Below are 24585 nucleotides of genomic sequence, written 5' to 3' on the forward strand. Positions count from 1 at the left end.
AGCTGCGCTGCGTGGCAATTGCGCCGACCGCTCCTACCCGATCCGCTCGATCCCACCCATGTACGGACGCAGCGCCTCGGGCACATCGATCGAGCCATCGGCGTTCTGGTAGTTCTCCATCACCGCGATCATCGCGCGGCCCACGGCGGTGCCGGAACCGTTGAGTGTGTGCAGCAGTTCCGGCTTGCCGCTGGCCGGGTTACGCCAGCGCGCCTGCATGCGCCGCGCCTGGAAATCGCCACAGTTCGAGCACGACGAAATCTCGCGGTAGGTGCCCTGCGATGGCAGCCACACTTCCAGATCGTAGGTCTTGATCGCGGAGAACCCCATGTCGCCGGTGCACAGCAGCACCTTGCGATACGGCAGGCCGAGTTTTTCCAGCACCACTTCGGCACAACGCGTCATGCGCTGATGTTCGGCATCGCTGTGTTCCGGCGCGCAGGCGGTGACCAGTTCCACTTTTTCGAACTGGTGCTGGCGGATCATGCCGCGCGTGTCGCGGCCGCCGCTGCCGGCTTCGGCGCGGAAGCACATCGAGTGTGCAGTCATGCGCAGCGGCAAACGCTCGGCGTCGACGATCTCGTCGCGCACGATGTTGGTCAGCGGCACCTCGGAGGTAGGGATCAGGTAGCGGCGCGATTCACCCACTTCGGTCTGAAACAGGTCGTCCTCGAACTTGGGCAGTTGCCCGGTGCCGCGCATCGACTCGGCATTGACCAGCAGCGGCACGTTGGTTTCTTCGTAGCCATGCTCGCCGACATGCAGGTCAAGCATGAATTGCGCCAGCGCGCGGTGCAGCCGCGCGACCGGCCCACGCAGCACGGTGAAACGCGCACCCGACAGCTTGGCAGCGGTCTCACCGTCCAGCCAGCCGTGCGGCGCGCCGAGTTCCACATGGTCCTTGACCGGGAAATCGAACTGGCGCGGCGTGCCCCAGCGCGCCTGCTCGACGTTCTCGCTCTCGTCCTTGCCCTGCGGCACATCGTCGGCCGGCAGATTGGGCAGGCCCAGCGCAATGGTCTCGAGCTTGGCGCGGATCACGTCCAGCGCTTCTTCGGAGGCCTTGAGCTCCTCACCAAAACCGGCCACCTCGGCCATCAGCGCAGTGACATCCTCGCCCTTGGCCTTGGCCTGCCCGATCGCCTTGGATTTGGAATTGCGCTGGCTCTGCAGTTCCTGCGTGCGCACCTGGATGCGCTTGCGCTCGCTTTCCAGCGACTCCAGTTCCGCGGTGTCCAGGGAGAAACTGCGCGTGCTGCGCAGGCGCTCGGCAAGGTCGGCGGGATGTTGGCGAAGCAGGGCCGGATCTAGCATCGGGAGTCTGTGAGTCAGTGGGAAGCGCGAGATTATCGCCTGTTCCGCCACCTGCTGCGATCGATTCACCGCCGCTATGCCAGAATTGGCCCGATCCTTCAGGTGAGCCCTATGCCCGCGCCCCGCCCTGCGTCCGATCGCCAGATCGTCCTGCGACTGCCCCGCCACACCCTGAAAATTGCCGGTATCGCCTTCGTTGCCGGCCTGTTGTTGTTCCTGCTGGTGTGGGCCACCGGCCGCAAGGACGACTTCTACAAGGCCTCGCCGGCCCACCCGGCTGCCGGTGTGCAGGCCGACGACAGCATCCAGCCGCTACCTGCGCCGCTGCCGGCCCAGGACGGCGCCAGCGACATGCCGCAGGCCAAACCGCCGGAAGACACGCCGACGCTGGTGGAGACCGCGCCGCCGGCTGCGCCTGCCCCCATGCCGTTGCCTGAAGACGCGGTTCCCGGTGCGCCGGGCAGCGCGGCCCCGTCAAGCGCCGCGGCTGCTGCAGGCGGAGATCGCCCGGTGCCGATGCAGGGTCAGATGCCGCCGCCGCGCTATCCCTCGGCGGCCTTGCGTCGCGGCGATGCCGGCGACGTGGTGGTGCGGGTGGACGTGGACGCGGCGGGCAACCCGGGCGGAGTGACGCTGGTGCAGCGCAGCGGCTCACGCGACCTGGACCGCGCCGCAATGGAAGCGGTGCGTCGCTGGCGCTTCCATCCGGCACAGCGCAATGGCCAGCCGATTGCCGGGAGCCTGGATATCCCGTTCGAGTTCAAGCCGGCGCAGTAAGAGGCGCGGCGGTGGGATGCGTCGATTGCCCCGCACGCCGATGACGGCCCGCCTGCCGCAGGCGAGGAGAGCGCCGTGCGTTGACCGGGGATGGCGGATCGAACTGGACCCGGCGCCGGCTTGACCAAGCTGAATGTCTACCGCGCATTGAATCCTCCTGAGTGCCCTGCCTTAGCTGCGCCTCAGGCAAGGCCGACCAGACTGGTCACGTCATCCCAAAGATGCGCCAGGAGGCCGGCCATGTCCTTCATCTCCAATCCCTCGCCACATCCCACGCAGGCATTGCCGCAGCGCTCCGCGCACACCGACGACCGCGTCCGCGACGACGCTGCCGATGGCGCCTCGCCCTGGCTATGGGCGACCCTGCTGGCGGTGCTGATGGTGGTGCCGACCTGGTGGTGGGCCCGACACAGCGACGAATCGTTCGCGACCGATACGCGCCCGGCGCCTGCGGCCAGCCGCCAGATCCTGCCGACGTCGGAAGGCCCGCGCGCCATGACCATGATTGCGCACCAACCCGTGCGCGCGCCGACCAGCACCGAAGAAGCGATTCCGCTGCCTGGCAATGCGATGCCACGCTATCCCTCAGACATCGCACAGGCCGGTATCGAAGGCAGTCGTACTGCGCGCCTGCAACTGGATGTGCAAGGCCGGGTGAGCGATGTGAGCATCGTCGATCGCAGCGGCAGCAACGACCCGCGCCTGGATGCAGCGGTGATGGACAGCTTGCGTCAGTGGCGCTTCGAGCCGGCCACCCGCGATGGCCATGCAGTGGTCAGCAGCGTGCAGGTGCCGGTGGAGTTCACCGCAGAGCGCTGAGTGGGATCACCACTCGAGTGAGCTAGCGGTATCGCCGCACTGAGTGCAAGGCGACACCCGAACCTCGACTGACAGGCGTTGCGCGCCAGCGCCGCCTCGACCGGCAATCCGTGCCGGCCAAGAACTACCGTTTTTGTTCAAACGCTGTCTGTCTACTCAGGCTGTTTCAAGCCCGAAACCGGCACCCCGCGCCAGGCTGTCGAACCCCGGGAACGAGGTGGCGACATTGGCCACGTCGTTGACCCGCACGTCGCCGGTGGACAGCTGGCCGGCAATGGCAAACGCCATCGCGATACGGTGGTCGCCGTGGCTCTCGATCACGCCGCTGCCGATGCTGCCGCCATGAATGGTCGCGCCATCGGGGGTCTCGTCGACCTGCACGCCGAGCGCGCGCAGGCCGGTGGCCATCGCTGCAAGGCGATCGGATTCCTTGACCCGCAATTCGGCAGCGCCGCTGACCACCGTCTGCCCGGTTGCCGCCGCGGCGGCCACGAACAGGGCCGGAAACTCGTCGATCATGTCCGGCACCAGCGCTTCGGGAATCTGCGCGCCTTGTAGCGGCGCATAGCGTATGCGCAGATCGGCCACCGGCTCGCCGCCATGCTCGGCATGCTGTTCTTCGGCGATATCCGCGCCCATCAGCCGCAGTGCCGCCAGCAGCCCGGTACGCCGTGGATTCAGGCCCACCGCACGCAGCAGCACGTTCGAGCCGGGAATGATGCTGGCTGCCACGATGAAGAACGCCGCCGAGGAGAAATCCGCAGGCACCGCGATATCGGTCGCGCGCAGGCGTTGGCCGCCGCGCAGGCGGGCCTTGCCGGGCGAGAATTCGATCTCCACGCCGAATGCGGACAGCATGCGCTCGGTGTAGTCGCGGGTGGGATGCGGCTCGGTGACCGAGGTTTCGCCCTGCGCATACAGGCCTGCCAGCAACACGGCGGATTTGACCTGCGCGCTGGCAACCGGCGAGACGAAGTCGATGCCGCGCAGCGTCTGCCCGCCATGCACGCGCAGCGGCGGGGTGCCGTCGTCTTCGGTGTCGATACGCGCGCCCATCTGTGCCAGCGGGCCGGTCACGCGCCGCATCGGGCGCTTGGACAACGATGCATCGCCGACCAGCGTGCTGTCGAAGCGCTGCGCCGCCAGCAGGCCGGCGAGCAGGCGCATGCCGGTGCCGGCATTGCCACAGTCCAGCGCCTCGCTGGGCGGTTGCAGACCATCCACGCCCACGCCGTGCACGATGCGCTGCGACGCCGACGGCGTGTCGATACGCACGCCGAGCCGGGCGAAAATGGCCGCGGTGGACCGGGTGTCTTCGCCTTCGAGAAAGCCATCGATCTGCGAGACGCCATCGGCCAGGGCGGCGAACATCACCGCGCGATGCGAGACGGATTTATCGCCGGGAATGGCCAGGCTGCCCTGCAAGGCGCTGCCCTGCCGGGCGATCCAGTGCTGCGTGCTGCTGCTCATGCGTGTGATCCGATTGCTGCGGCATCGCCCTGTGCGGCGATACGCGTTGGAGAGTGTCGTGGCGCTGCCGCCACCTCGGCTGGAGACGGCATGCCGGTCAGGCCTGCGCTTGCCGGACGCGCCCGCTCAGGGAATGGCGACCGGGTACGAGCCCAGCACCTTGATCTGTGCCGAGTGCGCTTCCAGTTCGGCCAGCGCCTGCTTCATCGCCTCGTCCTCCACGTGGCCGGCCAGGTCGATGAAGAAGCCATATTCCCACTTGGCCTGATGCGAGGGACGCGACTCGATGCGGTTCATGCTGATGCCATGCCGCGCGAACGGGCTGAGCACGTCGAACAACGCGCCCGGCTTGTCGTGGATGAACACCAGCACCGAGGTGCGGTCATGCCCGGAGGTGGGAAAGATCTGCCGGCCAATCACCAGAAAACGCGTGGTGTTGTCGTCGTCGTCCTCGATCGACTTCATGATGACTTTCTTCAAGCCATACACATGCGCGGCGCTTTCGCCGCCGATCGCCGCGGCATCTTCGGCATTGCGGGCGCGGCGCGCGCCTTCGGCATTGCTGGAGACGGCGATCTTCTCGACCTTGGGCAGGTGCGAACGCAGCCAGCCGGCGGTCTGCGCAAACGACTGCGAATGCGCGTAGATGCGCTCGATGTCTTCCAGCCGGCCATTGCGCGAGAGCAGGTACTGGTGCACGCGCAGCTCGACTTCACCGCAGATTTTCAGGTTCGAGGTCAGGAACATGTCCAGCGTGACCTGGATGGTGCCCTGGCCGGAATTTTCCACCGGCACCACGCCGAAATCGGCATTGCCCGCTTCCACTTCCTGGAACACCTCCTCGATGGTGGCCATCGGCAGGCCCACCGCCGACCGGCCGAAGTGCTTGAGCACCGCCTGCTGGCTGAAGGTGCCTTCCGGGCCGAGATAGCCGATCTTCAGCGGCTCCTGCTGGGCCAGGCACGCGGACATGATTTCGCGATACACGTGCACCAGCACTTCATCGCTGAGCGGGCCTTCGTTGCGGTCCACCACCATGCGCAGCACCTGCGCCTCGCGCTCGGGCCGGTAGTAATCCACCGCCGCGGCGAGCTTGCCCTTGGCCTTGCCGACCTGGTGGGCAAAGTTGGCGCGCTCGGCGATCAACGCCTGGATGGTGCGGTCGATCTCGTCGATCTTGGCGCGCACATCGGCCAGCACCGGTGCCGCCGTGGTCGGCTTGATCGCGCGCTTGTCTGCAGCGTTGCCCGCAGCCTTGGCGGCGGACTTGCCTGCCGGTTTGGTCTTGCCGCCGGTGGCGGCACTGGGCTTGTTGGACTTGGGAGCCATCGCTCGGCATTCCTTGAAATTGCGGCGCATGCGCCTGCGCGGCATGCGCCGCGGTCGAATGAAACACTCAGCCGTGACGCTGCTGGAAGTCGTGCATGAAGCTCGCCAGCGCCTGTGCGCCCGCCACCGGCATCGCGTTGTACAAGGACGCACGAATGCCGCCGACTGCCTTGTGCCCCTTCAGCGCCAGCAAACCGGCTGCCTTGGATTCGCTGACGAACAACGCATCCAGCTGCTCGTCGGCCAGGAAGAACGGGATGTTCATGCGCGAGCGCACCGCCGGGGTGACCAGGTTGCGGTAGAACCCGCCGGAGCCATCGATCGCGCCATACACCAGCGCGGCCTTTTCGGCGTTGCGGCGGGCGAACTCCTCCACCCCGCCCTGCTCCAGCATCCACTTCACGGTGAGTCCGAGCAGATACCAGTTCCAGGTCGGCGGCGTGTTGAGCATCGAATCGCGTGCGGCGTGCGAGGCGTAGTTGAAGATGTCCGCGCGCGGCTGGCCGGCGCGTTCGAGCAGGTCGCGCCGCACGATCAGCACCGAGATGCCGACCGGGCCCAGGTTCTTCTGCGCGCCGGCATAGATCAGCCCATAGCGCGACACATCCAGCGGCTCGGAGGCGATCGAGGAACTGAAATCGGCAAACAGCGGCAGCGTGCCCACCGCCGGCGTGTCGCGGAACTCGACGCCGTGGATGGTCTCGTTGGCGGTGATGTGCACGTAGGCCGAGTGCGGCGACAAGGTCCAGCTGGCCACTGGCGGAATGTCGGTGAAGCCGCCTGCCTGGCCGTCGGCGGCAATGCGTGCATCCACATAGGTGGCCGCCTGCTTGATCGCGGTCTTGCCCCAGTGGCCGGTGATCACGTAGTCGGCGGCCTGGCCGGGTGCGGCGAAATTGAGCGGCAGCAGGGCCTGGATGGTGGTGGCACCACCGGCGGTGAACAGCACCGCATAGTCATCGGGAATCGACAGCAAGCGGCGCAGATCGGCTTCGGCCGCGGTTGCCACGGCCATAAAATCGGCGCTGCGGTGGCTGATTTCCACGATCGAGGCGCCGACGCCGTTCCATTCGACCATCTCCGCCTGCGCCTGGCGCAGGACCGATTCCGGCAATGTCGCAGGGCCGGCACTGAAATTGAACGCGCGTGTCATGGCACACCTTGTCGAGCTAGCCTTCTAGTATGCCGCAGCGCACCGGCCTTGGCAGCGTCGCAGAAAAGTTGCATGTGCATCCTTCTCACTGGCGGAGACGTATGGTTTGCGTAGGCCATCGGCAGCGCCATCACGGTGGTCCGTTATTCTCATCAGCAGCCACTGTCAGGAGCGAGCCATGTCCCTTCGCGATGTCTTGAAGACGCCGTCCAGCGAGATCACCGATGAGGCCGTCTACCGCGACCGACGCCGGCTGCTGCAGCTGTTTGCCCTGACCCCGGCGCTGGGCGTGGCCGGCTGCGCCGAGGCCGATCCGCCGCCTCCGCCCAAGACCGTGGTGACGCCGGCGCAGGCGCGCAGCGGCTTCCGGACCGCCGAGGAACTGACCCGGCTGGAAGACGTCACCAGCTACAACAACTTCTACGAGTTCGGCACCGACAAGACCGACCCGTCCAAGGCCGCCAAGACCCTGAAGCTGTCGCCATGGTCGGTGAAGGTCAGTGGCGAGTGCGAAAAGCCCGGTAGCCTGTCGCTGGACGAGTTGCTCAAGGGCATCAGCGCGGAAGAACGCATCTACCGGCTGCGTTGCGTGGAAGGCTGGTCGATGGTGATCCCGTGGACGGGGGTGCCGCTGGGCGAGGTGCTCAAGCGCTTTGCGCCAACCTCCAAGGCCAAGTACGTGGCGTTCACCACGCTGGCCGACCCGCAGCAGATGCCCGGCGTGCGCTACCGCTCGATCAACTGGCCATACCGCGAAGGCCTGCGCATCGACGAAGCGATGCATCCGCTGACCCTGCTGGCCACCGGCCTGTACGGCAAGCCGCTGCCCCAGCAGAACGGCGCGCCGCTGCGGCTGGTGGTGCCGTGGAAGTACGGCTTCAAGAGCATCAAGTCGATCGTGGAGATCCGCTTCGTCGAGAAGATGCCCGAAACCGCCTGGCACGACCTGCAGCCCTCCGAATACGGGTTCTTTTCCAACGTCAATCCGGCGGTGGACCATCCGCGCTGGAGCCAGAAGACTGAGCGCCGCATCGCCGGCACCGCCAGCAAGCTGTTTGCCGAGCGGATCGCGACCAAGCCGTTTAACGGCTATGCGGACCAGGTCGCCTCGCTGTACGCAGGCATGGACCTGAAGAAGTGGTTCTAGGCAACAAACCCTCTGATATCCATCTGCCGTAGGAGCGCACCCGGGCGCGACGGGCTTTGCTGGTGATGCCCGTCGCGCCCGGGTGCGCTCCTACGTTTCATGTCCGCGCACGTTTCCTGCCCGCGCGGCATCGCTTCCTTCTTCGAGATCGCATGGCCAAGACGTCCGCATCCCTGATCGCCGCCAAGACCCTGGTGCATGTCGCCGCACTGACGCCGATCGCCTTGCTCGGCTGGCAGTTCTGGCAGGTATGGCAAACCGGCAGCGATGCGCTGGGCGCCGATCCGGTGGCCGAGATCGAGCACCGCACCGGGCTATGGGCGCTGCGCTTCCTGTTGATCACCCTGGCGATCACGCCGCTGCGCCAGCTCACCGGCCAGGCGCTGCTGATCCGCTTCCGGCGCATGCTCGGGCTGTACGCGTTCTTCTATGCCAGCGTGCACCTGGCGGCCTACCTGAGCCTGGATCTGCGCGGCTTCTGGACCCAGATCTTCGAGGAGATCCTCAAGCGCCCCTACATCACGGTCGGCTTTGCGGCATGGCTGCTGCTGGTGCCGCTGGCGATCACCTCCACCCAGGGCTGGATGCGGCGGCTCAAGCGCAACTGGGGCCGCCTGCACCTGCTGATCTACCCGATCGGGCTGCTGGCGGTACTGCACTTCTGGTGGCTGGTGAAATCCGACATCCGCGAACCGGCGCTGTATGCCGGCATTCTGGCCGTGCTGCTGGGCTGGCGGATCTGGAAAAAACTCAGCGCGCGCCGAACCACAGCAAGGCGCTCAACGCCGCCGCCAGCAACACCGCGCTGAGCAGCAGCCATGGCCAGCGCGCGACCTTGACCGGCGTACGCGCCGGCTCGCTGGTCGCGCGTGGCAGCGGCTGCGGCTCCGACTCGGGGATGTCCCAGGTGGTGCCGTGGTGGATACGCGGCACCTCGACGACAAAGCGGTGGCGCGCGTCGAACACAACCTGGTCGCCGGCCTGCAACCAACCGTCGCGCACCTGCACGCCGTTGATCCAGCTGCCTTCTTCCGAGCCCAGATCACGGATCAGCACACGGTCGCCGTGACGCTCCAGCCGCGCGTGCTGGGCGGCAAAGGCCGGGTCGTCGATGACGATGTCCGCCGCCGGGTCACTGCCGACCAACCGCGAGCGGTCCAGGGTGAAGCTGCGCCCGTGATGACGGCCGCCGAGCCCGCGCAACAGCAGGCAGACCTCGCTCAGGCCGGTCTCGTCGTCTTGAACATCATTGGCCGGCGCGCTCGACGGCGCACTGCGCAGGAGCATCTCCACGCCGTCGGCGTAGATCGCATCGCCGGGGCGCAGCAGCGCCATGCGCCGCACCGGGCGTCCGTTGACGTGGATGCCACGGATCCCGTTGGCCACCTGCAGCCACAGCCCGCGCTGGTCCAGGCAGAACTGCGCCAACAGCAGCGCTCCCTGCGCATCGGCAACCACCCGCACGCTGCCGGAGGCATGGCGGACGATCCGGTGGACGCCGGGCTTGAGGGAATGATCCGGCTGCTGCCGGTGGGTGAAATGAACTTGCAGATCGCGCACCCGCCGCAGCCTAGCAGGTTTGCCACGCGCCGCGGCCAACAACCTGACCGGTGTCGCCCCGCCCCATGCACCGGGCCGGGGCGTCGTTGCCGCTGCGTGCCACGCGCGCCGCACTTGGAGCCTGGCGCGCGCATGCGCACAATGCGCGCTCCTTTCGTCTTTTCCATGGAACCCATGTCCAGCATCGATATCCGCCACGACCATGCCCTGTCGCCGGCCCAGGCCCGCGCAGCGATCGACGCGGCGGCCCGCAAGCTGACCGACCGCTACGGCGTCGCCTCGCATTGGGAAGGCGATACCTTGCGTATCGCGCGTGCCGGCGTGGATGGGGCGATCGCCCTGTTGCCGCAGCAGGTGCATGTCACCGCCGAGCTTGGCTTCCTGTTGTCGGCGATGCAGCCGATGGTGGAATCGGAGATCCGTCGCCTGCTGGCCGAAAAACTCGCCTGAGCGTGCAGCGCCGCTGATCGGGTCTGATCGCCTGGCTCGGCCTGACTGCACCATCGCTTCAGCAACAAGTCAGCCGCGCTGTCCGTTGCAGGGGGATGCTTCATGGGTGCTTCACCTGCTCGATGCAGTGCCCGGACTAGGGTGAAGGCAACGTCACTTGGCAACCCAACAGGAGCATTCCATGACGACCGGATACGATCAGAACGGCAAGCGCGACGATGCAGCGCACGGCTTCCAGGCGCAGGCAGAACAGATTTCGCGCCGGCTCGGTGAATCGGCACAGACGGTATGGCTGGCCGGGCTCGGTGCGCTGGGTCGGGTGCAGAGCGAGGGGGGCAAGCTGTTCGACTCGCTGGTGCGCGAAGGCGCAGCGTACGAGCGCAGCGGCCAGCGCAAGGCGGCCGAAAGCGTCGACGAGCTGCGCGAAGAGGTGGAAACCCAGTTCGAGCAGGCACGCGACACCGCCGTGCGCGGCTGGGACAAGCTGGGCAAGGCCTTCGACGAACGCGTCAAGGGGGTCTTGCGCACGCTCAACATCCCCGAGCAGGACGAACTGGAAAACCTGCGCCGCGAGGTGGAGTCGCTCAAGGCCCAGGTGCGTGCCAATACCGCCGCGACCAAGCGCGCCAACCGCACCGCCAACCAGGCAGCGCAGGCCGCCAGCAGCGACACCACCGGCGCAGGCACCACCACCGGCAGCGCCACCTCAAACAATGCTGCATTTGATGGTGAATAAGACAGTTCGGCAATGTTGCAAAGCAGCATGATTTTTTAGACAATCGGGAAGGACCCGCCAGTCCTGCATTACGAAGTCCGTTTGCTCCCCTCCCCTCACGGCTTCGGACTGGCGGGTCTTTTGCTGCCTGGATCACGGCGCGTGCCATCACTGCCGCCGATCCATTGACGAACCTACCGCGAAGGATTCTTCTAAGCGCACCGCGTCGTCATATGCGCCATCCCTTCGCTTGATGCTCATGCCTCCCTGGATTGTGGCGCTTGTGGCTTCCCTGCTGCTCTGGCTGGCGGTGTGCGCCTATGTATGGCTGGTGCGCCGCCGTGCCGACGAAACCACCGAGGGCGTGCATGCACTGGCGGCCATGCACTGGCGCGACTTTTCCGGCGTGGTGCTGCGCGTGCTGCAGGAGCAACGCGGTTGGCAACCGACCCAGGTCCCGCAGGACGGCCTGCCGACGGCAGAATTCATGATGCGCACCGGACAAGGCACCCGCCTGGTGGCCTGCAAGCATGGGCGCAGCTACCGCATCGGCGTGGCAGCGGTGAACGAGCTGGGTGCGATGGCGCGGCTGGCCGGCGCAGGCGGCGGCGTGATGGTGACCGAAGGCCGAATGGAACGCGAAGGCATGGCCGCCGCCGAGAGGCAGTCCATCGAAGTGCTGGATGGCACGCGCCTGTGGCCCTTGCTCAAGCCGTATCTGCCGGGCGATGTGGAAGCCGGGGTGGTCCGCATGGCGCGCCGCCGCGCGATCCGTCACAGCCTCGGTGCCGGTGCGGCGCTGGCGACCCTGGCCCTGGTTGCGGCGCTGGCGCTGCAGCCGGCGCAGCCGCCCGTGCCAACACAGCAGGCCGCACTGGTGGCCACTTCGCGCGTTGCCGAATCGGTTTCTGCAATCCCGGCACCGCAGCGCACACCCTCGCGACAGCCAGCACCGCCGACAGCCGCAGCGCCTGCATCGATGCCGCTGGCAGGCACTGCCGAACCGGATGCGGCAACCGTGCAGGGCTATCAACGCGAGGTGTCAAAGGCACTGGCTCGGACGCCCGGCCTGGTGCGCGGCATCTGGATCACCCAGGCGACGCTGGCGGTGGATCGCTCGGTCGAAGACGCCGCGGCGTGGCCGCTGATCTGCCGCGAACTGCAGCGCTACCCGTATCTGCGCACCGTGCGCGTGCAGCTCAATCCGCGGCCGGGCGTGGAGGAACCGGTGCGCTGGCGGCAGTGCACGACGATCTGATGCATGCCTTGGGCCGCCCACTTGCACTTAGCCTCTGAGGCTCAGCGCATTCCCGGCGCAAACCGCGCCACCAGGTCATAGGACCCGCCCAGAAACAATTGACGCACGTAGGTGACCGGCTGGTCGCCGCGCCAGGTGTGGCGATCGATGACCAGGCAGGCCGTGCCATCGTCCACCTGCAGGCGTTCGGCTTGCGCGGCGTCCGCACTGGCGGCGCTGATACGGTGCTCGGCGCGCGTCCACGGCACGTTGCGCAGCAACCAACTGCCCGGCGCCACGTCGGTGAACGGCTGCAGCAATGCCTCGGGCACGGTGGTGGTGTCGATCACCCGCTGTTCCAGCGCGAATGGGCTGCCGTCTGCCAAGTGCACGCTTTCCAGCGCCAGCAGCTTGCCGCTGCTGCCCAGGGCACGCTCCTGCGGCACGCGCAGGCGCGGGTTGCGCAGCCGCCGCGACACCAGCGAGAACGCGTAGACGTGGCCGCGCGCGGTCATTTCCACTTCGATGTCGGGAATCGACAAGGCGACCTGCTCCAGATGCGGATGCGGGCGCGCCACGAACGAGCCGGTGCGGCGGCGGCGTTCGATCATGCCGGCATCGGCAAGCAGGCCGAGCACCTTGTTCACGGTCATCCGCGAACAAGCGTATTGCGCCATCAACTCGTGTTCGGGCGGCACACGGTGACCGGGCGGCCAGTCGCCACTGTGGATGCGTTGTTCCAGATCCTGCCGGATGCGTTGATGCAGGGTGCCGGGCGCGGCGATGGGGGTGGCGGTCAAAGCGGGTCTCCGGTCAGACCTGCATTGTGCGCGTATCGGCTCATTTGCTCAGCAGCGCTCGCAAAACGCCGGCAAAACGCGTGGCAATCCGCGCGCGATCCACATGGCGCCCGTCACGCACCACCGGCCGCCCGGCGCGCCAGACAGTGCGCACCGCACCGCCGCGCGCGGCGAACAGCCAACTGTCCAGCAGCGCATCGTCATCGCGCGCCAGCAGCGCCGGATGGGCCGGGTCCAGCTCCAGCAGATCGGCCGATGCGCCAACCCGGATGCCAGTGTGAGCAATGCCCAAGGCCTGTGCCGCGCCTTCGCCCGCCTGGTCGAACAGCCAGCGCCCGCTCGAGGTACCCGCCTGCGCCAGCACATTGCGCGCCTGCAGCTGCAGACGCTGGCCGTATTCGAGCAGGCGCAGTTCTTCGGCCGCGTCGATCAGGACATTCGAATCCGAACCCACGCCAAAGCGCCCGCCCGCGGCGGCAAATGCCTGCATCGGGAACAGCCCGTCACCCAGATTCGCCTCGGTGATCGGGCACAGCCCGACCACCGCGCCGCTGTCGGCGATGGCCTGCAGCTCGCTCGCGTCCACGTGCGTGGCATGCACCAGGCACCAGCGCGCATCCACCGGTGCGTTGGCGAGCAACCACTGCACCGGGCGCTGGCCCGACCAGGCCAGGCAGGCCTCGACCTCGCGCTGCTGCTCGGCGATATGGATATGGATCGGGCCATCGGTGAGCGGCACCAATGCGGCCAGCTGCTCCGGCGTGACTGCGCGCAGGCTGTGCGGCGCCAGCCCAAGCACGGCATCCGGCAATGCCGTGAGGCTGCGCCCGCAGTCGTCAAGCAACCGCGCGAAACCATCGATGTCGTGGATCAAACGACGCTGGGCTGCGCTGGGCGCGCGGCCGCCGAAATCCGCATGCGCATAGAACACCGGCAACAGCGTCAGCCCGATACCGGTGTTGGCGGCGGCAGCGGCGATGCGCGCGGACATTTCGCCGGCCTGCGCATATGCCGCGCCACCGGGGCTGTGGTGCAGGTAGTGGAATTCGCCGACGCGGGTGAAGCCGCTTTCGAGCATTTCCACATAGGCCTGTTCGGCGACCGCCTGCAGGCTGTCGGGATCGAGCCGGTCGACGAAGCGGTACATCAGCTCGCGCCAGCTCCAGAAACTGTCGCCGCTGCGCCCGCCCACCTCGGTCAGGCCGGCCATGCCGCGCTGGAACGCGTGGCTGTGCAGGTTGCCCAGCCCGGGCAGCAGCAGCGTGACCCGGGTATCGCCGGCGACAGGTGCGCGATCGGCCTGCACCGTGGCGATGCGCCCCTGTGCCAGCGTGATCCGCACATCGCCAGCCCAGCCATCGGGCAGGAGCGCCCGCGCTGCCCACAACGCCTGCACCTGTTGGTCTGCCACTGGACACCCTCGATTGCCGGTTCTATTGTATATACATATCAGACAGCATGAGCCTGCGCCATGTATTGCGACGTCCTCTGGCACAACGCACGGCTGATGACCCTGGACGCGGCCGATGGCGGCCTGGGCATCGTGGACGATGGCATTCTGGCCTGCCAGGACGGCCGCATCGCCTATGCCGGCCCGGCCGCGCAGGCTCCGGCGTTGAAGCCGGACGTTGCGCATGATTGCCAGCGCCGCTGGATCAGCCCCGGCCTGATCGATTGCCATACCCATCTGGTGTACGCAGGCAATCGCGCCAACGAATTCGAGCAACGCCTGCGCGGTGCCAGTTATGCCGAGATTGCCGCAGCCGGCGGCGGCATCGTGGCCACGGTGCGCGCCACCCGTGCCGCCGATGACGCAGCGCTGCTGGCCGCCAGCCTGCCGCGCCTGGACGCGATGCTCGCCGAGGGCGTGACCACGCTGGAAATCAAATCCGGCTACGGGCTGACGCTGGAGGACGAAACCAAGCAGCTGCGCGTGGCACGTCAGCTCGCTACGCTGCGCAAGGTCGAAGTGGTGCCGACCTTCCTCGGCGCGCACGCGGTGCCACCGGGCGGCGATGCGCAAGGCTACATCGACGCCGTCTGCACGCAGATGATTCCGGCGATTGCCGCGCAAGGCCTGGCCGAGGCGGTGGACGTGTTTTGCGAACACCTGGCGTTTTCGCCCGCGCAAGCCGAACAGGTCTTCCTCGCCGCGCAGGCGCACGGCTTGCACATCAAGATCCATGCCGAGCAACTGAGCAACCAGCACGGCGCGCAACTGGCCGCACGCCATGGCGCCTTGTCGGCCGATCACGTCGAATACCTGGATGACGCCGGCGTTGCCGCGATGGCCGGCGCCGGCACGGTCGCGGTGCTGTTGCCCGGCGCGTTCTATTTCACCCGCGATACCCAACTGCCGCCGATCGCGGCGCTGCGCGCCGCCGGCGTGCCGCTGGCCCTGGCCACCGACTGCAACCCCGGCACCTCGCCGCTGACCAGCCCGTTGCTGGCGATGAACATGGCCGCCACGCTGTTCCGCATGACCGTGGACGAGTGCATTGCCGGTTTCACCCGGCACGCCGCACGCGCGCTGGGGCGCGGCGAGCGGCTCGGTCGGCTGCGTGCCGGCATGCACTGCGACCTGGCGATCTGGGACATCGATGCGCCGGCCGACCTGGTCTACCGCATGGGCTTCAATCCTCTTCATGCCCGCGTCTGGCGCGGGCATTCCTGCTGAATCCGGAGTCCTCATGAGTGCATCTGTTGTCCTGCAGCCCGGCCAGGTCACGCTGGCGCAGTGGCGTGCGCTGTATCGCGGCGCCGAGGTCGTGCTGGACGACGCCTGCGCGGCCGCGGTGCTGCGCAGCGCGCAGACGGTGGAGGCCATCGTGGCGCGCGGCGAGCCGGTCTATGGCGTCAATACCGGCTTCGGCAAGCTGGCCAGCGTGCGCATCGAGCGCGAGGACCTGCAGACCCTGCAGCGCAATATCGTGCTCTCGCACGCGGCCGGCGTCGGCGAGCCCACGCCGGTGCCGGTGGTTCGGCTGATGATGGCGCTCAAGCTCACCAGCCTGGCCCAGGGCGCCTCGGGCGTGCAGCCGGGCACGCTGGCGTTGCTGGAGGCGATGCTGCGCCGGGGCATCACGCCGGTGGTGCCCTGCCAGGGTTCGGTGGGCGCATCCGGCGATCTGGCGCCGTTGTCGCATCTGGCCGCGGTGATGATCGGCGTCGGTGAGGCCTTCGTCGGCGGGCAACGCCTGCCTGCCGCCGACGCGCTTGCGCAGGCGCAGTTGCAGCCGCGCGTGCTCGGCGCCAAGGAAGGCCTGGCGCTGCTCAACGGCACCCAGTTCTCCACCGCCTGCGCATTGGCCGGCCTATTCGAGATCGAGACCGTGTTGCAGGCCGCGCTGGTCACTGGCGCCTTGTCGGTGGAAGCGGCCAAGGGCTCGGACACGCCATTCGATGCGCGTATCCATGCCCTGCGCGGCCAGCCCGGGCAGATCGCCACCGCCGCGGCACTGCGCGCGCTGATGGCCGATTCGAGCATTCGCGAATCGCACCGGCTGGGCGATGTGCGCGTGCAGGATCCATACTGCCTGCGCTGCCAGCCGCAGGTGATGGGCGCGGCGCTGGACATCATGCGCCAGGCCGCACGCACGCTGGAGATCGAGGCCAACGGGGTCTCGGATAACCCGCTGGTGTTCAGCGACACCGGCGAGGCCTTGTCCGGCGGCAACTTCCATGCCGAGCCGGTGGCCTTCGCAGCCGACATGCTGGCGATGGCGGTGTGCGAAATCGGCTCGATCAGCGAACGCCGCACCGCGATGCTGGTCGACCCGGCGTTGTCGGGCCTGCCGGCGTTTCTCACCCCGCGCCCGGGCCTGAATTCCGGTTTCATGATTCCGCAGGTCACCGCTGCGGCGCTGGTGTCGGAGAACAAACAACGCGCGTATCCGGCCAGCGTCGATTCGATTCCGACCTCGGCCAATCAGGAAGATCATGTATCGATGGCAGCGCATGGCGCGCGGCGCTTGCTGGCGATGGCCGAGAACGCCGCACACGTGATCGGCATCGAACTGCTGGCGGCCGCGCAAGGCTGCGACTTCCATGCGCCGCTGCGCTCCAGCGCCGCACTGGAAGCCGCACGCGCGTTGCTGCGCGCGCAGGTGCCCACCTTGCAGGACGACCGCTATTTCCATCCCGACATGCTGGCGGCCAGCGCGTTGGTGCGTTCGGGTGCACTTGCGCAGGCGGTTGCCACGGCATTGCCAGGCGTGGAGCAGCAGGCATGATGCGAGACGCCGCATGAGCACCCTGCCCTGGCTCGACATCCACCGCGGCGATGCGCCGTTGATCCTCAGCTTCCCGCATACCGGCACCGAGCTGCCTGACGCGCTGGTGGACCAGTTCGTCTCGCCCTGGCTGGCACGTCGCGATGCCGACTGGTGGGTGCATCAGCTGTACGACTTTGCGCAATCGCTGGGCGCCACCACGGTGCGCACCGCGATCTGTCGCTCGGTGATCGACGTCAACCGCGACCCCAGCGGGGCGTCGTTGTATCCGGGCCAGAACACCACCGGCCTGTGTCCGCTGACCACCTTCGACAACCAGCCGCTGTATGCCGATGGCGCCGAACCCGACCAAGCGCAGATCGCCTGGCGCCGCACGCGCTGGTTCGACCCCTATCACGCGGCGATTGCCGACGAAATCGCGCGCCTGCGTCGGCTACATCCCCGAATCGTGGTGTACGACGCGCACTCGATCCGCTCCTTCATCCCGCATCTGTTCGATGGCGAGCTGCCGCAGTTCAACATCGGCAGCAACGACGACCGCAGCTGCGCTCCGGCGCTGGCCGATGCGGTGGAGCGGCTGTGCCGCAGCAGCGGCTCGAGCACCGTGCGCAACGGGCGCTTCAAGGGCGGCTGGATCACCCGCCATTACGCGCAGCCCGAGCAGGGCGTGCATACGCTGCAGATGGAGCTGGCATGCCGCGGCTACATGCGCGAGCCGGACGCGATCACCCCGCAGAACTGGCCGACGCCCTGGCTCCCCGCGCATGCAGTCGCGCTGCGCGCGGTGCTGCGGCACGTGCTGCTGGCCTGCCTGCAATTTGCCACCGACAGCGCTCAGTCCTCCGACACCACGCCGCCTGCGGCGCACCGTTGATTGCAAGGAAACCGGCATGACCCGTCACGATGCAACCCGCGTCATCCGCGCCGCCACCGGCACCACGCTCACCGCCAGGAGCTGGCTCACCGAAGCGCCGCTGCGCATGCTGATGAACAATCTGGACCCGGACGTGGCCGAGCGCCCGCAGAAGCTGGTGGTCTACGGCGGCATCGGCCGCGCCGCGCGCGACTGGGAATCCTTCGATGCGATCGTCGCCGCGCTCACCCGCCTGGAGGATGACCAGACCTTGCTGGTGCAATCCGGCAAGCCGGTCGGCGTGTTCCGCACGCATGCCGATGCGCCACGCGTGCTGATCGCCAATTCCAACCTGGTGCCACGCTGGGCCAACTGGGACCACTTCAACGAGCTCGATCGCAAGGGTCTGGCGATGTACGGCCAGATGACCGCCGGCAGCTGGATCTACATCGGCGCGCAAGGCATCGTGCAGGGCACCTACGAGACCTTCGTGGAGATGGGCCGCCAGCATTACGGCGGCAACCTGTCCGGGCGCTGGTTGTTCACCGGTGGCCTCGGCGGCATGGGCGGCGCGCAGCCACTGGCCGCGGTGATGGCCGGCGCCTCGTGCCTGGCGGTGGAATGCCGCCGCTCCAGCATCGACATGCGCCTGCGCACCGGCTACCTGGACACCTGGACCGACGACCTGGACGAAGCGCTGCGCCTGGTCGAGGAATCGTGCACGGCCAAGAAGCCGCTGTCGGTCGGCCTGCTCGGCAATGTCGCAGACGTGCTGGACGAACTGTTGCTGCGCGGGGTCAAGCCGGACCTGCTGACCGACCAGACCTCCGCGCACGACCCGGTCAACGGCTACCTGCCGCAGGGCTGGACGGTGGAGGAATGGGACGCCAAGCGCGTGTCCGCACCGAAACAGGTGGAAGCGGCCGCGCGCGAGGCGATGGCCAACCACATCCGCGCCATGCTCACCTTCCACGCCCTGGGCGTGCCCACCGTGGACTACGGCAACAACCTGCGGCAGATGGCGCTGGAAGCAGGCGTCGACAACGCGTTCGACTTCCCCGGCTTCGTGCCCGCCTACATCCGGCCGCTGTTCTGTCGCGGGATCGGGCCGTTCCGCTGGGTCGCGCTCAGCGGCGATCCGGACGACATCGCCAGGACCGATGCCAAGGTCAAGGAACTCATTCCCGACGATGCGCATCTGCACCGCTGGCTCGACATGGCCGCCGACAAGATCGCCTTCCAGGGTTTGCCTGCGCGGATCTGCTGGGTCGGCCTGGGCGACCGCCACCGGCTCGGCCTGGCCTTCAATGCGATGGTGCGCAGCGGTGAGCTCAAGGCGCCGGTGGTGATCGGCCGCGACCACCTGGATTCGGGCAGCGTGGCCTCGCCCAACCGCGAAACCGAAGCCATGGCCGACGGCTCGGATGCGGTCTCCGACTGGCCGTTGCTCAACGCGCTGCTCAACACCGCCTCCGGTGCCACCTGGGTGTCGCTGCACCACGGCGGCGGCGTCGGGATGGGGTTTTCGCAACATGCCGGCATGGTCATCGTCTGCGATGGCAGCGAGGCCGCCGACAAGCGCCTGGAGCGCGTGCTCTGGAACGACCCGGCCACCGGCGTGATGCGCCACGCCGATGCCGGCTACGCCATCGCCACCGACTGCGCGAAGCAAAAAGGCCTGGATCTGCCGGGCATTCTCGGCTGAGGATCCTCGGCCGCTGTTTCGCCGGCAGCGTGTCCGCCGCACCCTGTCGCACTCACCACGCCTACATCACCGGTTCTAGGCGCGCTGTCCGCAGCACGCGCCGACTGGCCGCTACATTCTGTCAGCGGCTTTCATTTCCATCACTGTCTACTGGCAGGCCGATGCAGCAGCAGCCAGCAATGCGCCGTCATCGAGCGCCGGCGCCGCCCGGCTTGCCGGATAGGCGGCTGCGATCGCCTTCGCCGCGCGATCGGCGTGCGCCTGGATATACCACTGCGACGACGGCGGCAGCGAACGCCCGCGCACCGCCTGCTCAAAGCGATACTGTCCCCAATAGATCGCAAGTGGTTCTTCCAGCGCATTGAGCGGGTTCGGCAAGCTGGCCGCACCCGGACACAGCCGCATGAAGTTGGCAGCGAGCAGGCGTTTGCGCGCCGAGGGCTGCACCGCAGACAGGTGATGACTCAATTCGTGCAACACGATCGGCGCCCAGTCCATCGAGGCCGTGCCGGCGAGCGCATCATGCTGCGAATACAGCAGCATGGTGCGTCCGCGTACCTTGGCCTGGGTGGTGTCCGGCTCCGGCCACTAGACGAATCTTGCCTGGAACACCGCAGGCTCCGGCACCGCAAAGAACGCCCGCATCTGCGACGCCAACCGCGCAACGGCGGGGTTGGACAGTTCCTCGCGCAGCATGCGCGCCTGTTGCTCGAAACGGGGGGCAGCTGTGACCAGCCGCCTGGCGCGTGGAACGAAGCGGGCCAGATACGCACGCAGCATCGCCTGGTCATCCGCCGACTGCTCCGCAATGGCGGCGCTCGCTGCAGCCTCGAATTCTGCATCCCCGAGGAAATGCCGCGAGAAAGGATCCACATCACGGGTGGCCTCTGGCGCAAACACACGGTCAAGCACTTCCGGATCGTCGCCCTTTGCCAGCCCCGAGGTGCGGCGGCGGAAATCTGCATAGGCGACCAGTGCTGCGTGATCGGCCTGATCCAGCCCTCCATGGGTTTCGAAGTAATTGCGATACACGGGCACCGTAAAACCCGGCAACCAGTCCGACAGGTTATCCAGCAGATTGAACAGATCCGTGGCTTCGCTGTAACCCACCTGCACCGGTGCCGATGGCGGCACGGGTGGCGCGGCATGCGCGGTGGCATACAGCAACGCCCAGAGCAGTCCCACTGCGCCGATGCCCCGCAGCATTGGCGGCCAGCGATCGATCCATCTGCGCATGCAAGGCTCCGGGCTGGCGAGTGCGCTGATTCGAGCATGCCTGGATACCGCTCGCCACGTGCCGTTCGTCAGGGGGCGGTGAGAGCTTCCGGCATCAGGATGCAAGCGGGGGACATCGTCGTCCATCACATTCCCGACGATTGCCCTCAAGTCCGCGGCGTGCAGGCCGACAAGGTATGCAACGTTTTGAGGAATCTCCATGGGCATCTTGATCTACCTGGTGCCTGCATTCGCGCTCTGGGCGCTGATTGCCACCGTGCTGGCGTTCGTGCGTGGCCGGCAGCTGCGCGCCGAATCCGGCCAGCTCGCCAGCACGCAGGACAGCCTGGCCCGCTACCAGGCCGCGCTCTCGCAGCTGAAGGCGCGCGCGGCCGCCAGCGCGCTGGAACTGGAATCGCTGCAGCGCAGCTATACCGTGCTCAAGCAATCGCTGGAACAGCGGGAACAGACAGCAGCCGAACAGGCGCCGGCCGCTGACAGCCAGGTGATTCCGATGGTGATGGTGCAGCGGCTGGATATCGCCAACGAAATCGGTACGTTGTTCACGCACGTCGCACGGGTGGCACGCAGCCTGCGCCGCTACAGCGCCTACAGCCGCGGCCACACGGCGCCGGAACCGGCCACGGCCCGCTACGACCTGCACTGGCTGGCCGATTGCCTGCACAGCTTCGACCAGATCGGTTATGCCTTGTTGCGCGGCAATGTCGCAGCGCTGATCACCGCCTGCCAGGACCTGATGTCGATGTACGACCATTACCTGAAGGATGGGTCCGGCTATAACAGCCGCGATACCTTCCAGCGCCTGGGCAGCGATGTGCCGCTGTCGGATGCCACCGATGCCATCCGCTCGATCATCGTCAAGGCGACGCTCGCGCAGGATGTGCGCGATGCGGTGATGGAAGATGCGGCCGCTGCCAACGTCGGGTGATTTGGGAATCGGGAATCGGGAATCGGGAATCGGGAATCGGGAATCGGGAATCGGGAATCGTAAGAGCGTGGATGCGGGGTTCTGTTGGGTCAACAGGTAGATGCATGTTGTTTGGCCACGATGCGATTGCCCATGAAAAAAGCGCACCGCTTGCGGTGCGCTTTTCGTTTCAGGCTTCGGAAGTGGCTAGCAAGCCTCAGCTAGCGCATTCGCTCGCTGCGTGCATCACGGTGCCTTTTGCGGCAGCGCGTAGGCCACCACGGCATCACCTGCAGGCGTCTCCATGAAGTGGTGGCCGCCGGCCATGATCACCAGATACTCGCGGCCGTTGTAGGCGTACACCATCGGGTTGGCCTGGCCGCCGGCCGGCAGCTTGGCATGCCACAGCTCCTTGCCGGTGGCCAGATCGATGGCGCGGATCAGGTCGTCGGTGGCTGCGGCAATGAAGATCAATCCGCCGGCCGTCACCACCGAACCGCCATTGTTCGGCGTGCCGATCTCGATCGGCAGACCCGAACGGATACCGAACGGACCATTGCCGCGCGCGCTGCCGAACGGACGGTCCCACAGCGTCTTGCCGCTGGCCAGGTCGATGGCACGGATGCCGCCATACGGTGGCTGCTTGCACAGCAGTTTGGTGAACGGCAAACGCCAGCCCGCATTGACGTTGATCGCATACGGCGTGCCGGCCTGCGGATCGCCTGCGCCTTCTGCGCCACCCGTATCACCACGCACTTCATCGCGCGGCGCCCAGCCCAGCTTGTCGGCCTTGGCGCGCGGCACCAGCAGGTTGTAGTTGGGCATGTCGTTGTAGTTGGCCACGATCACGCCGCGCTGCGGATCCACCGACACGCTGCCCCAATCCGAACCGCCGTTGTAGCCGGGATATTCGATCGAATGGCGGTCGGCTTCCGGCGGCGTGTAGATGCCCTTGTAGCTGGCCTTGCGGAACTGGATGCGGCAGACCAGCTGATCGATCGGCGTCATCCCCCACATGTCGCGCTCGGTCAGATCCGGCTTGCGCAGCGTGTGGTACAGCGAAAATGGCTGGGTCCTGGCACGCATCTGCGGCTCCACGCCGCCACCCGGTACTGCACGTTCCTCCACGCCCACCAGCGGCTTGCCGGTGCGCCGGTCCAGCACGTACAACTCGCCCTGCTTGCTCGGCAACAACACCGCCGGCACGTTGACGCCGTCCTTGGGGAAGTCGATCAGGCTCGGCTGCGAGCCCAGGTCGTAATCCCAGGTATCGATATGCGTGGTCTGGAAATTCCATACCGGCTTGCCGGTGGTGACATCAAGCGCCACCAGCGAGGTCGCATAGCGATTCTCCTGCGGCGTGCGCGAGCTGCTCCAGTAATCGGCGGTGGAGTTGCCCATCGGCAGATACACATAGCCCAGCTGTTCATCGGCCGCGGCGGTGGTCCACATGTTCGGCGTGCCACGCGTCCAGGTCTGGCCCGGCGGCGGTGCGCCGTTCCAGTCCGGATGGGTCATGTCCCAGGCCCAGCGCAATTGGCCGGTCACCGCATCGAAACCCTCGATCACACCGGACGGCTCGTAACGCTTCTGCCCGTCCAGCACCTGATGGCCGGTGACCACCACCCCGCGCACGATGGCAGGCGGCGAATTGATCGACACATACCCCGGCGGCGTCTGCCCCATGCCGGCGGTAATATCAACCTGGCCGTTGTTGCCGAAGTCCGTGCACGGCTTGCCGCTACGCGCATCCAGCGCGATCAGGCGGCCGTCCAGCGTGCCTTCGATGATGCGCGTGCGGCACAGCGCCGAGGCACCGGCTGCCGCCGCTGCGGCGGCATCGTTGGCCGCCGCCGGGACCTGGTAGTACGACACGCCACGGCAGGCGGCCGTATACGGAATCGCCTCGTCCTTGACCTTGGGATCGTAGCGCCAACGCTCCTTGCCGCTGGCGGCATCCAGCGCGATCACCTGGTTGCGCGCGGTGCACAGGTACAGGCTGTCGCCCACCTTCAGCGGCGTGGTTTCCGCACCCCAGCGCTTGCTCGGCAAGTCGCCGGTGTGGAAGACCCAGGCCTGCGTCAGCTGCGCCACGTTGTCGCGGTTGATCTGCTGCAGCGGCGAATAGCGCTGCCCGGCCTGGCTGCGTCCGTACGCGGCCCAGTCGTCGTCGGCAGGCGCATTGGCCGGTTGCCCATCAGAGGCTGCAGGCGATGCAGACGCACTGCGCTTGACCAGGCCCGCAGCCATGCCGGCAGCATGTGCCAGCACACCATCGGCCTCGGTCACTCCAAACGGCACGAAGGCGAGCGCGAAGGCCACCACGAACACCGCTGCCAGGACGCCGGCCACGCTGCGCGACACCGCGCGCGACACCGGGCGCTCCAGCTTCGGCAGCAGCAGCGCCAGCACGAACGCCAGGCCGACGATCAAGCCCAGCCGCGGCACCCAGCGCCAGTAGTCGCTGCCCGATTCCCACCATGTCCACAGCAGTGACGCCGCCACCACGGCGGCAAACCACCATGCGCCCGCATTGCGACCGCGAAACAGCAGCACGCCGGCAATCAGCAACGCCGCGCCCGCAGGCGCGTAATACCAGGAGCCGCCCAGCACGGCCAGCCACACGCCGCCTGCCAGCAGCACGGTGCCCAGCACTCCAATCACGCCTCCCAACGTCGCCAGCGCCCAATGGCCGCGACGGGAAGGACGATGCAATGTCGTCATCAGTTGTTCCTCTTCGATCTGCGGCGACGCAACGCCGCCGCACCACCAACAACCTTCGACCCGCCACGGTGAAAAAGCCGCGTTCTTTGCGACCGGCGTCGAAAAACACTGCGTTGCAGATGTCACCGCGTGCAATAAAAAACGCCGGCTGTGCGCC

The 24585-nt window shown here is 67.2% G+C and carries 22 protein-coding genes; 12 read left to right on the top strand and 10 right to left on the bottom strand.

The features are described 5' to 3' along the window. Window positions 1–33: 33 nt before the first annotated feature. On the bottom strand, window positions 34–1314 hold the full coding sequence (serS, locus tag EO141_RS19170) for a serine--tRNA ligase (protein ID WP_104582831.1): 1281 nt from the start codon (window positions 1312–1314) through the stop codon (window positions 34–36). A gap of 111 nt (window positions 1315–1425) precedes the next feature. Here serS and EO141_RS19175 point away from each other — a divergent pair, with 111 nt between their 5' ends. Together EO141_RS19175 and EO141_RS19180 are read left to right on the top strand one after the other, a co-directional pair. Then, on the top strand, window positions 1426–2091 hold the full coding sequence (locus tag EO141_RS19175; RefSeq protein ID WP_164739325.1) for an energy transducer TonB: 666 nt from the start codon (window positions 1426–1428) through the stop codon (window positions 2089–2091). Window positions 2092–2331: 240 nt separating this feature from the next. Continuing rightward, entirely contained in the window at window positions 2332–2910 is a 579-nt protein-coding gene (locus EO141_RS19180; protein WP_127169984.1) for an energy transducer TonB, read from the top strand. 156 nt (window positions 2911–3066) lie between these two features. On the opposite strand, the gene aroA is transcribed toward EO141_RS19180, so the two are convergent. From aroA to serC, 3 genes are all read right to left on the bottom strand, one after another. Continuing rightward, window positions 3067–4380 carry a 3-phosphoshikimate 1-carboxyvinyltransferase gene (aroA, locus tag EO141_RS19185; protein ID WP_127169985.1) on the bottom strand — a complete coding sequence of 438 codons (1314 nt, stop codon included), beginning with the start codon at window positions 4378–4380 and terminating at the stop codon, window positions 3067–3069. 126 nt (window positions 4381–4506) lie between these two features. Beyond that, entirely contained in the window at window positions 4507–5709 is a 1203-nt protein-coding gene (gene pheA / locus EO141_RS19190; RefSeq protein ID WP_104648569.1) for a prephenate dehydratase, read from the bottom strand. Between the two features lie 67 nt (window positions 5710–5776). Beyond that, window positions 5777–6862 (bottom strand): phosphoserine transaminase, encoded by a 1086-nt coding sequence (serC, locus tag EO141_RS19195; protein ID WP_127169986.1) that lies wholly within the window; start codon window positions 6860–6862, stop codon window positions 5777–5779. A gap of 178 nt (window positions 6863–7040) precedes the next feature. Here serC and msrP point away from each other — a divergent pair, with 178 nt between their 5' ends. Together msrP and msrQ are read left to right on the top strand one after the other, a co-directional pair. Continuing rightward, entirely contained in the window at window positions 7041–8009 is a 969-nt protein-coding gene (msrP, locus tag EO141_RS19200) for a protein-methionine-sulfoxide reductase catalytic subunit MsrP (protein WP_024940184.1), read from the top strand. Window positions 8010–8161: 152 nt separating this feature from the next. Continuing rightward, window positions 8162–8818: a protein-methionine-sulfoxide reductase heme-binding subunit MsrQ gene (gene msrQ, locus EO141_RS19205; RefSeq protein WP_104582827.1), complete on the top strand. Its 657-nt coding sequence runs from the start codon at window positions 8162–8164 to the stop codon at window positions 8816–8818. Here msrQ and EO141_RS19210 read toward each other — a convergent pair. Continuing rightward, entirely contained in the window at window positions 8760–9569 is an 810-nt protein-coding gene (locus EO141_RS19210; protein ID WP_115676699.1) for an FHA domain-containing protein, read from the bottom strand. The two genes, msrQ and EO141_RS19210, sit on opposite strands and share 59 nt — an antisense overlap. Window positions 9570–9743: 174 nt before the next feature. On the opposite strand from EO141_RS19210, the gene EO141_RS19215 reads away from it, so the two are divergent. From EO141_RS19215 to EO141_RS19225, 3 genes are all read left to right on the top strand, one after another. Beyond that, window positions 9744–10019, top strand: coding sequence for a polyhydroxyalkanoic acid system family protein (locus tag EO141_RS19215; protein WP_102596972.1), 276 nt, complete (start codon window positions 9744–9746; stop codon window positions 10017–10019). A 181-nt stretch (window positions 10020–10200) separates the two neighbouring features. Further along, window positions 10201–10755, top strand: coding sequence for a phasin family protein (locus EO141_RS19220; RefSeq protein ID WP_104582825.1), 555 nt, complete (start codon window positions 10201–10203; stop codon window positions 10753–10755). Between the two features lie 232 nt (window positions 10756–10987). Continuing rightward, window positions 10988–11992, top strand: coding sequence for a restriction endonuclease (locus tag EO141_RS19225; protein WP_127169987.1), 1005 nt, complete (start codon window positions 10988–10990; stop codon window positions 11990–11992). 41 nt (window positions 11993–12033) lie between these two features. On the opposite strand, the gene hutC is transcribed toward EO141_RS19225, so the two are convergent. Continuing rightward, entirely contained in the window at window positions 12034–12771 is a 738-nt protein-coding gene (gene hutC, locus EO141_RS19230) for a histidine utilization repressor (RefSeq protein ID WP_104582823.1), read from the bottom strand. Between the two features lie 40 nt (window positions 12772–12811). Next, window positions 12812–14182, bottom strand: a complete 1371-nt coding sequence (locus EO141_RS19235; RefSeq protein WP_164739326.1) for a formimidoylglutamate deiminase — start codon at window positions 14180–14182, stop codon at window positions 12812–12814. A gap of 60 nt (window positions 14183–14242) precedes the next feature. Here EO141_RS19235 and hutI point away from each other — a divergent pair, with 60 nt between their 5' ends. Genes hutI through hutU form a run of 4 tightly spaced genes read left to right on the top strand, consistent with a single transcriptional unit; the run spans window position 14243 to window position 19561 of the window. Beyond that, complete coding sequence (gene hutI, locus EO141_RS19240) at window positions 14243–15448, top strand: imidazolonepropionase (RefSeq protein WP_104648457.1); 1206 nt, start codon at window positions 14243–14245, stop codon at window positions 15446–15448. A gap of 13 nt (window positions 15449–15461) precedes the next feature. Further along, complete coding sequence (gene hutH / locus EO141_RS19245; protein WP_127169988.1) at window positions 15462–17003, top strand: histidine ammonia-lyase; 1542 nt, start codon at window positions 15462–15464, stop codon at window positions 17001–17003. Between the two features lie 13 nt (window positions 17004–17016). Continuing rightward, complete coding sequence (hutG, locus tag EO141_RS19250) at window positions 17017–17877, top strand: N-formylglutamate deformylase (protein ID WP_127169989.1); 861 nt, start codon at window positions 17017–17019, stop codon at window positions 17875–17877. Window positions 17878–17893: 16 nt separating this feature from the next. Continuing rightward, window positions 17894–19561, top strand: a complete 1668-nt coding sequence (gene hutU, locus EO141_RS19255) for a urocanate hydratase (protein ID WP_127169990.1) — start codon at window positions 17894–17896, stop codon at window positions 19559–19561. A 147-nt stretch (window positions 19562–19708) separates the two neighbouring features. Here hutU and EO141_RS21750 read toward each other — a convergent pair whose 3' ends face one another. Both EO141_RS21750 and EO141_RS21755 read right to left on the bottom strand, forming a co-directional pair. Continuing rightward, complete coding sequence (locus EO141_RS21750) at window positions 19709–20104, bottom strand: hypothetical protein (RefSeq protein ID WP_241236691.1); 396 nt, start codon at window positions 20102–20104, stop codon at window positions 19709–19711. 45 nt (window positions 20105–20149) lie between these two features. After that, entirely contained in the window at window positions 20150–21004 is an 855-nt protein-coding gene (locus EO141_RS21755; protein WP_241236692.1) for a hypothetical protein, read from the bottom strand. Between EO141_RS21755 and EO141_RS19265 the strand changes: the two genes are divergently transcribed. Next, entirely contained in the window at window positions 20997–21725 is a 729-nt protein-coding gene (locus tag EO141_RS19265; RefSeq protein WP_127169991.1) for a hypothetical protein, read from the top strand. The genes EO141_RS21755 and EO141_RS19265 overlap by 8 nt on opposite strands. Before the next feature lie 225 nt (window positions 21726–21950). Here the strand turns inward: EO141_RS19265 and EO141_RS19270 are convergent, their stop codons facing one another. After that, window positions 21951–24428, bottom strand: a complete 2478-nt coding sequence (locus tag EO141_RS19270) for a membrane-bound PQQ-dependent dehydrogenase, glucose/quinate/shikimate family (RefSeq protein WP_127169992.1) — start codon at window positions 24426–24428, stop codon at window positions 21951–21953. Window positions 24429–24585: the final 157 nt, after the last annotated feature.

Origin of the sequence: Xanthomonas sp. BRIP62415, assembly GCF_003993515.1 — a bacterium.
GTDB lineage: Bacteria > Pseudomonadota > Gammaproteobacteria > Xanthomonadales > Xanthomonadaceae > Xanthomonas > Xanthomonas euroxanthea.

Coding starts and splice junctions, on each gene's coding strand:
- aroA (WP_127169985.1), bottom strand. CDS start 4,380: ATGAGCAGCAGCACGCAGCACTGGATCGCCCGGCAGGGCAGCGCCTTG.
- EO141_RS19225 (WP_127169987.1), top strand. CDS start 10,988: ATGCTCATGCCTCCCTGGATTGTGGCGCTTGTGGCTTCCCTGCTGCTC.
- msrP (WP_024940184.1), top strand. CDS start 7,041: ATGTCCCTTCGCGATGTCTTGAAGACGCCGTCCAGCGAGATCACCGAT.
- EO141_RS19270 (WP_127169992.1), bottom strand. CDS start 24,428: ATGACGACATTGCATCGTCCTTCCCGTCGCGGCCATTGGGCGCTGGCG.
- hutU (WP_127169990.1), top strand. CDS start 17,894: ATGACCCGTCACGATGCAACCCGCGTCATCCGCGCCGCCACCGGCACC.
- EO141_RS21750 (WP_241236691.1), bottom strand. CDS start 20,104: ATGCTGCTGTATTCGCAGCATGATGCGCTCGCCGGCACGGCCTCGATG.
- pheA (WP_104648569.1), bottom strand. CDS start 5,709: ATGGCTCCCAAGTCCAACAAGCCCAGTGCCGCCACCGGCGGCAAGACC.
- EO141_RS19215 (WP_102596972.1), top strand. CDS start 9,744: ATGTCCAGCATCGATATCCGCCACGACCATGCCCTGTCGCCGGCCCAG.
- EO141_RS21755 (WP_241236692.1), bottom strand. CDS start 21,004: ATGCCCATGGAGATTCCTCAAAACGTTGCATACCTTGTCGGCCTGCAC.
- serS (WP_104582831.1), bottom strand. CDS start 1,314: ATGCTAGATCCGGCCCTGCTTCGCCAACATCCCGCCGACCTTGCCGAG.
- EO141_RS19180 (WP_127169984.1), top strand. CDS start 2,332: ATGTCCTTCATCTCCAATCCCTCGCCACATCCCACGCAGGCATTGCCG.
- EO141_RS19175 (WP_164739325.1), top strand. CDS start 1,426: ATGCCCGCGCCCCGCCCTGCGTCCGATCGCCAGATCGTCCTGCGACTG.
- EO141_RS19220 (WP_104582825.1), top strand. CDS start 10,201: ATGACGACCGGATACGATCAGAACGGCAAGCGCGACGATGCAGCGCAC.
- hutG (WP_127169989.1), top strand. CDS start 17,017: ATGAGCACCCTGCCCTGGCTCGACATCCACCGCGGCGATGCGCCGTTG.
- serC (WP_127169986.1), bottom strand. CDS start 6,862: ATGACACGCGCGTTCAATTTCAGTGCCGGCCCTGCGACATTGCCGGAA.
- hutH (WP_127169988.1), top strand. CDS start 15,462: ATGAGTGCATCTGTTGTCCTGCAGCCCGGCCAGGTCACGCTGGCGCAG.
- msrQ (WP_104582827.1), top strand. CDS start 8,162: ATGGCCAAGACGTCCGCATCCCTGATCGCCGCCAAGACCCTGGTGCAT.
- EO141_RS19265 (WP_127169991.1), top strand. CDS start 20,997: ATGGGCATCTTGATCTACCTGGTGCCTGCATTCGCGCTCTGGGCGCTG.
- hutI (WP_104648457.1), top strand. CDS start 14,243: ATGTATTGCGACGTCCTCTGGCACAACGCACGGCTGATGACCCTGGAC.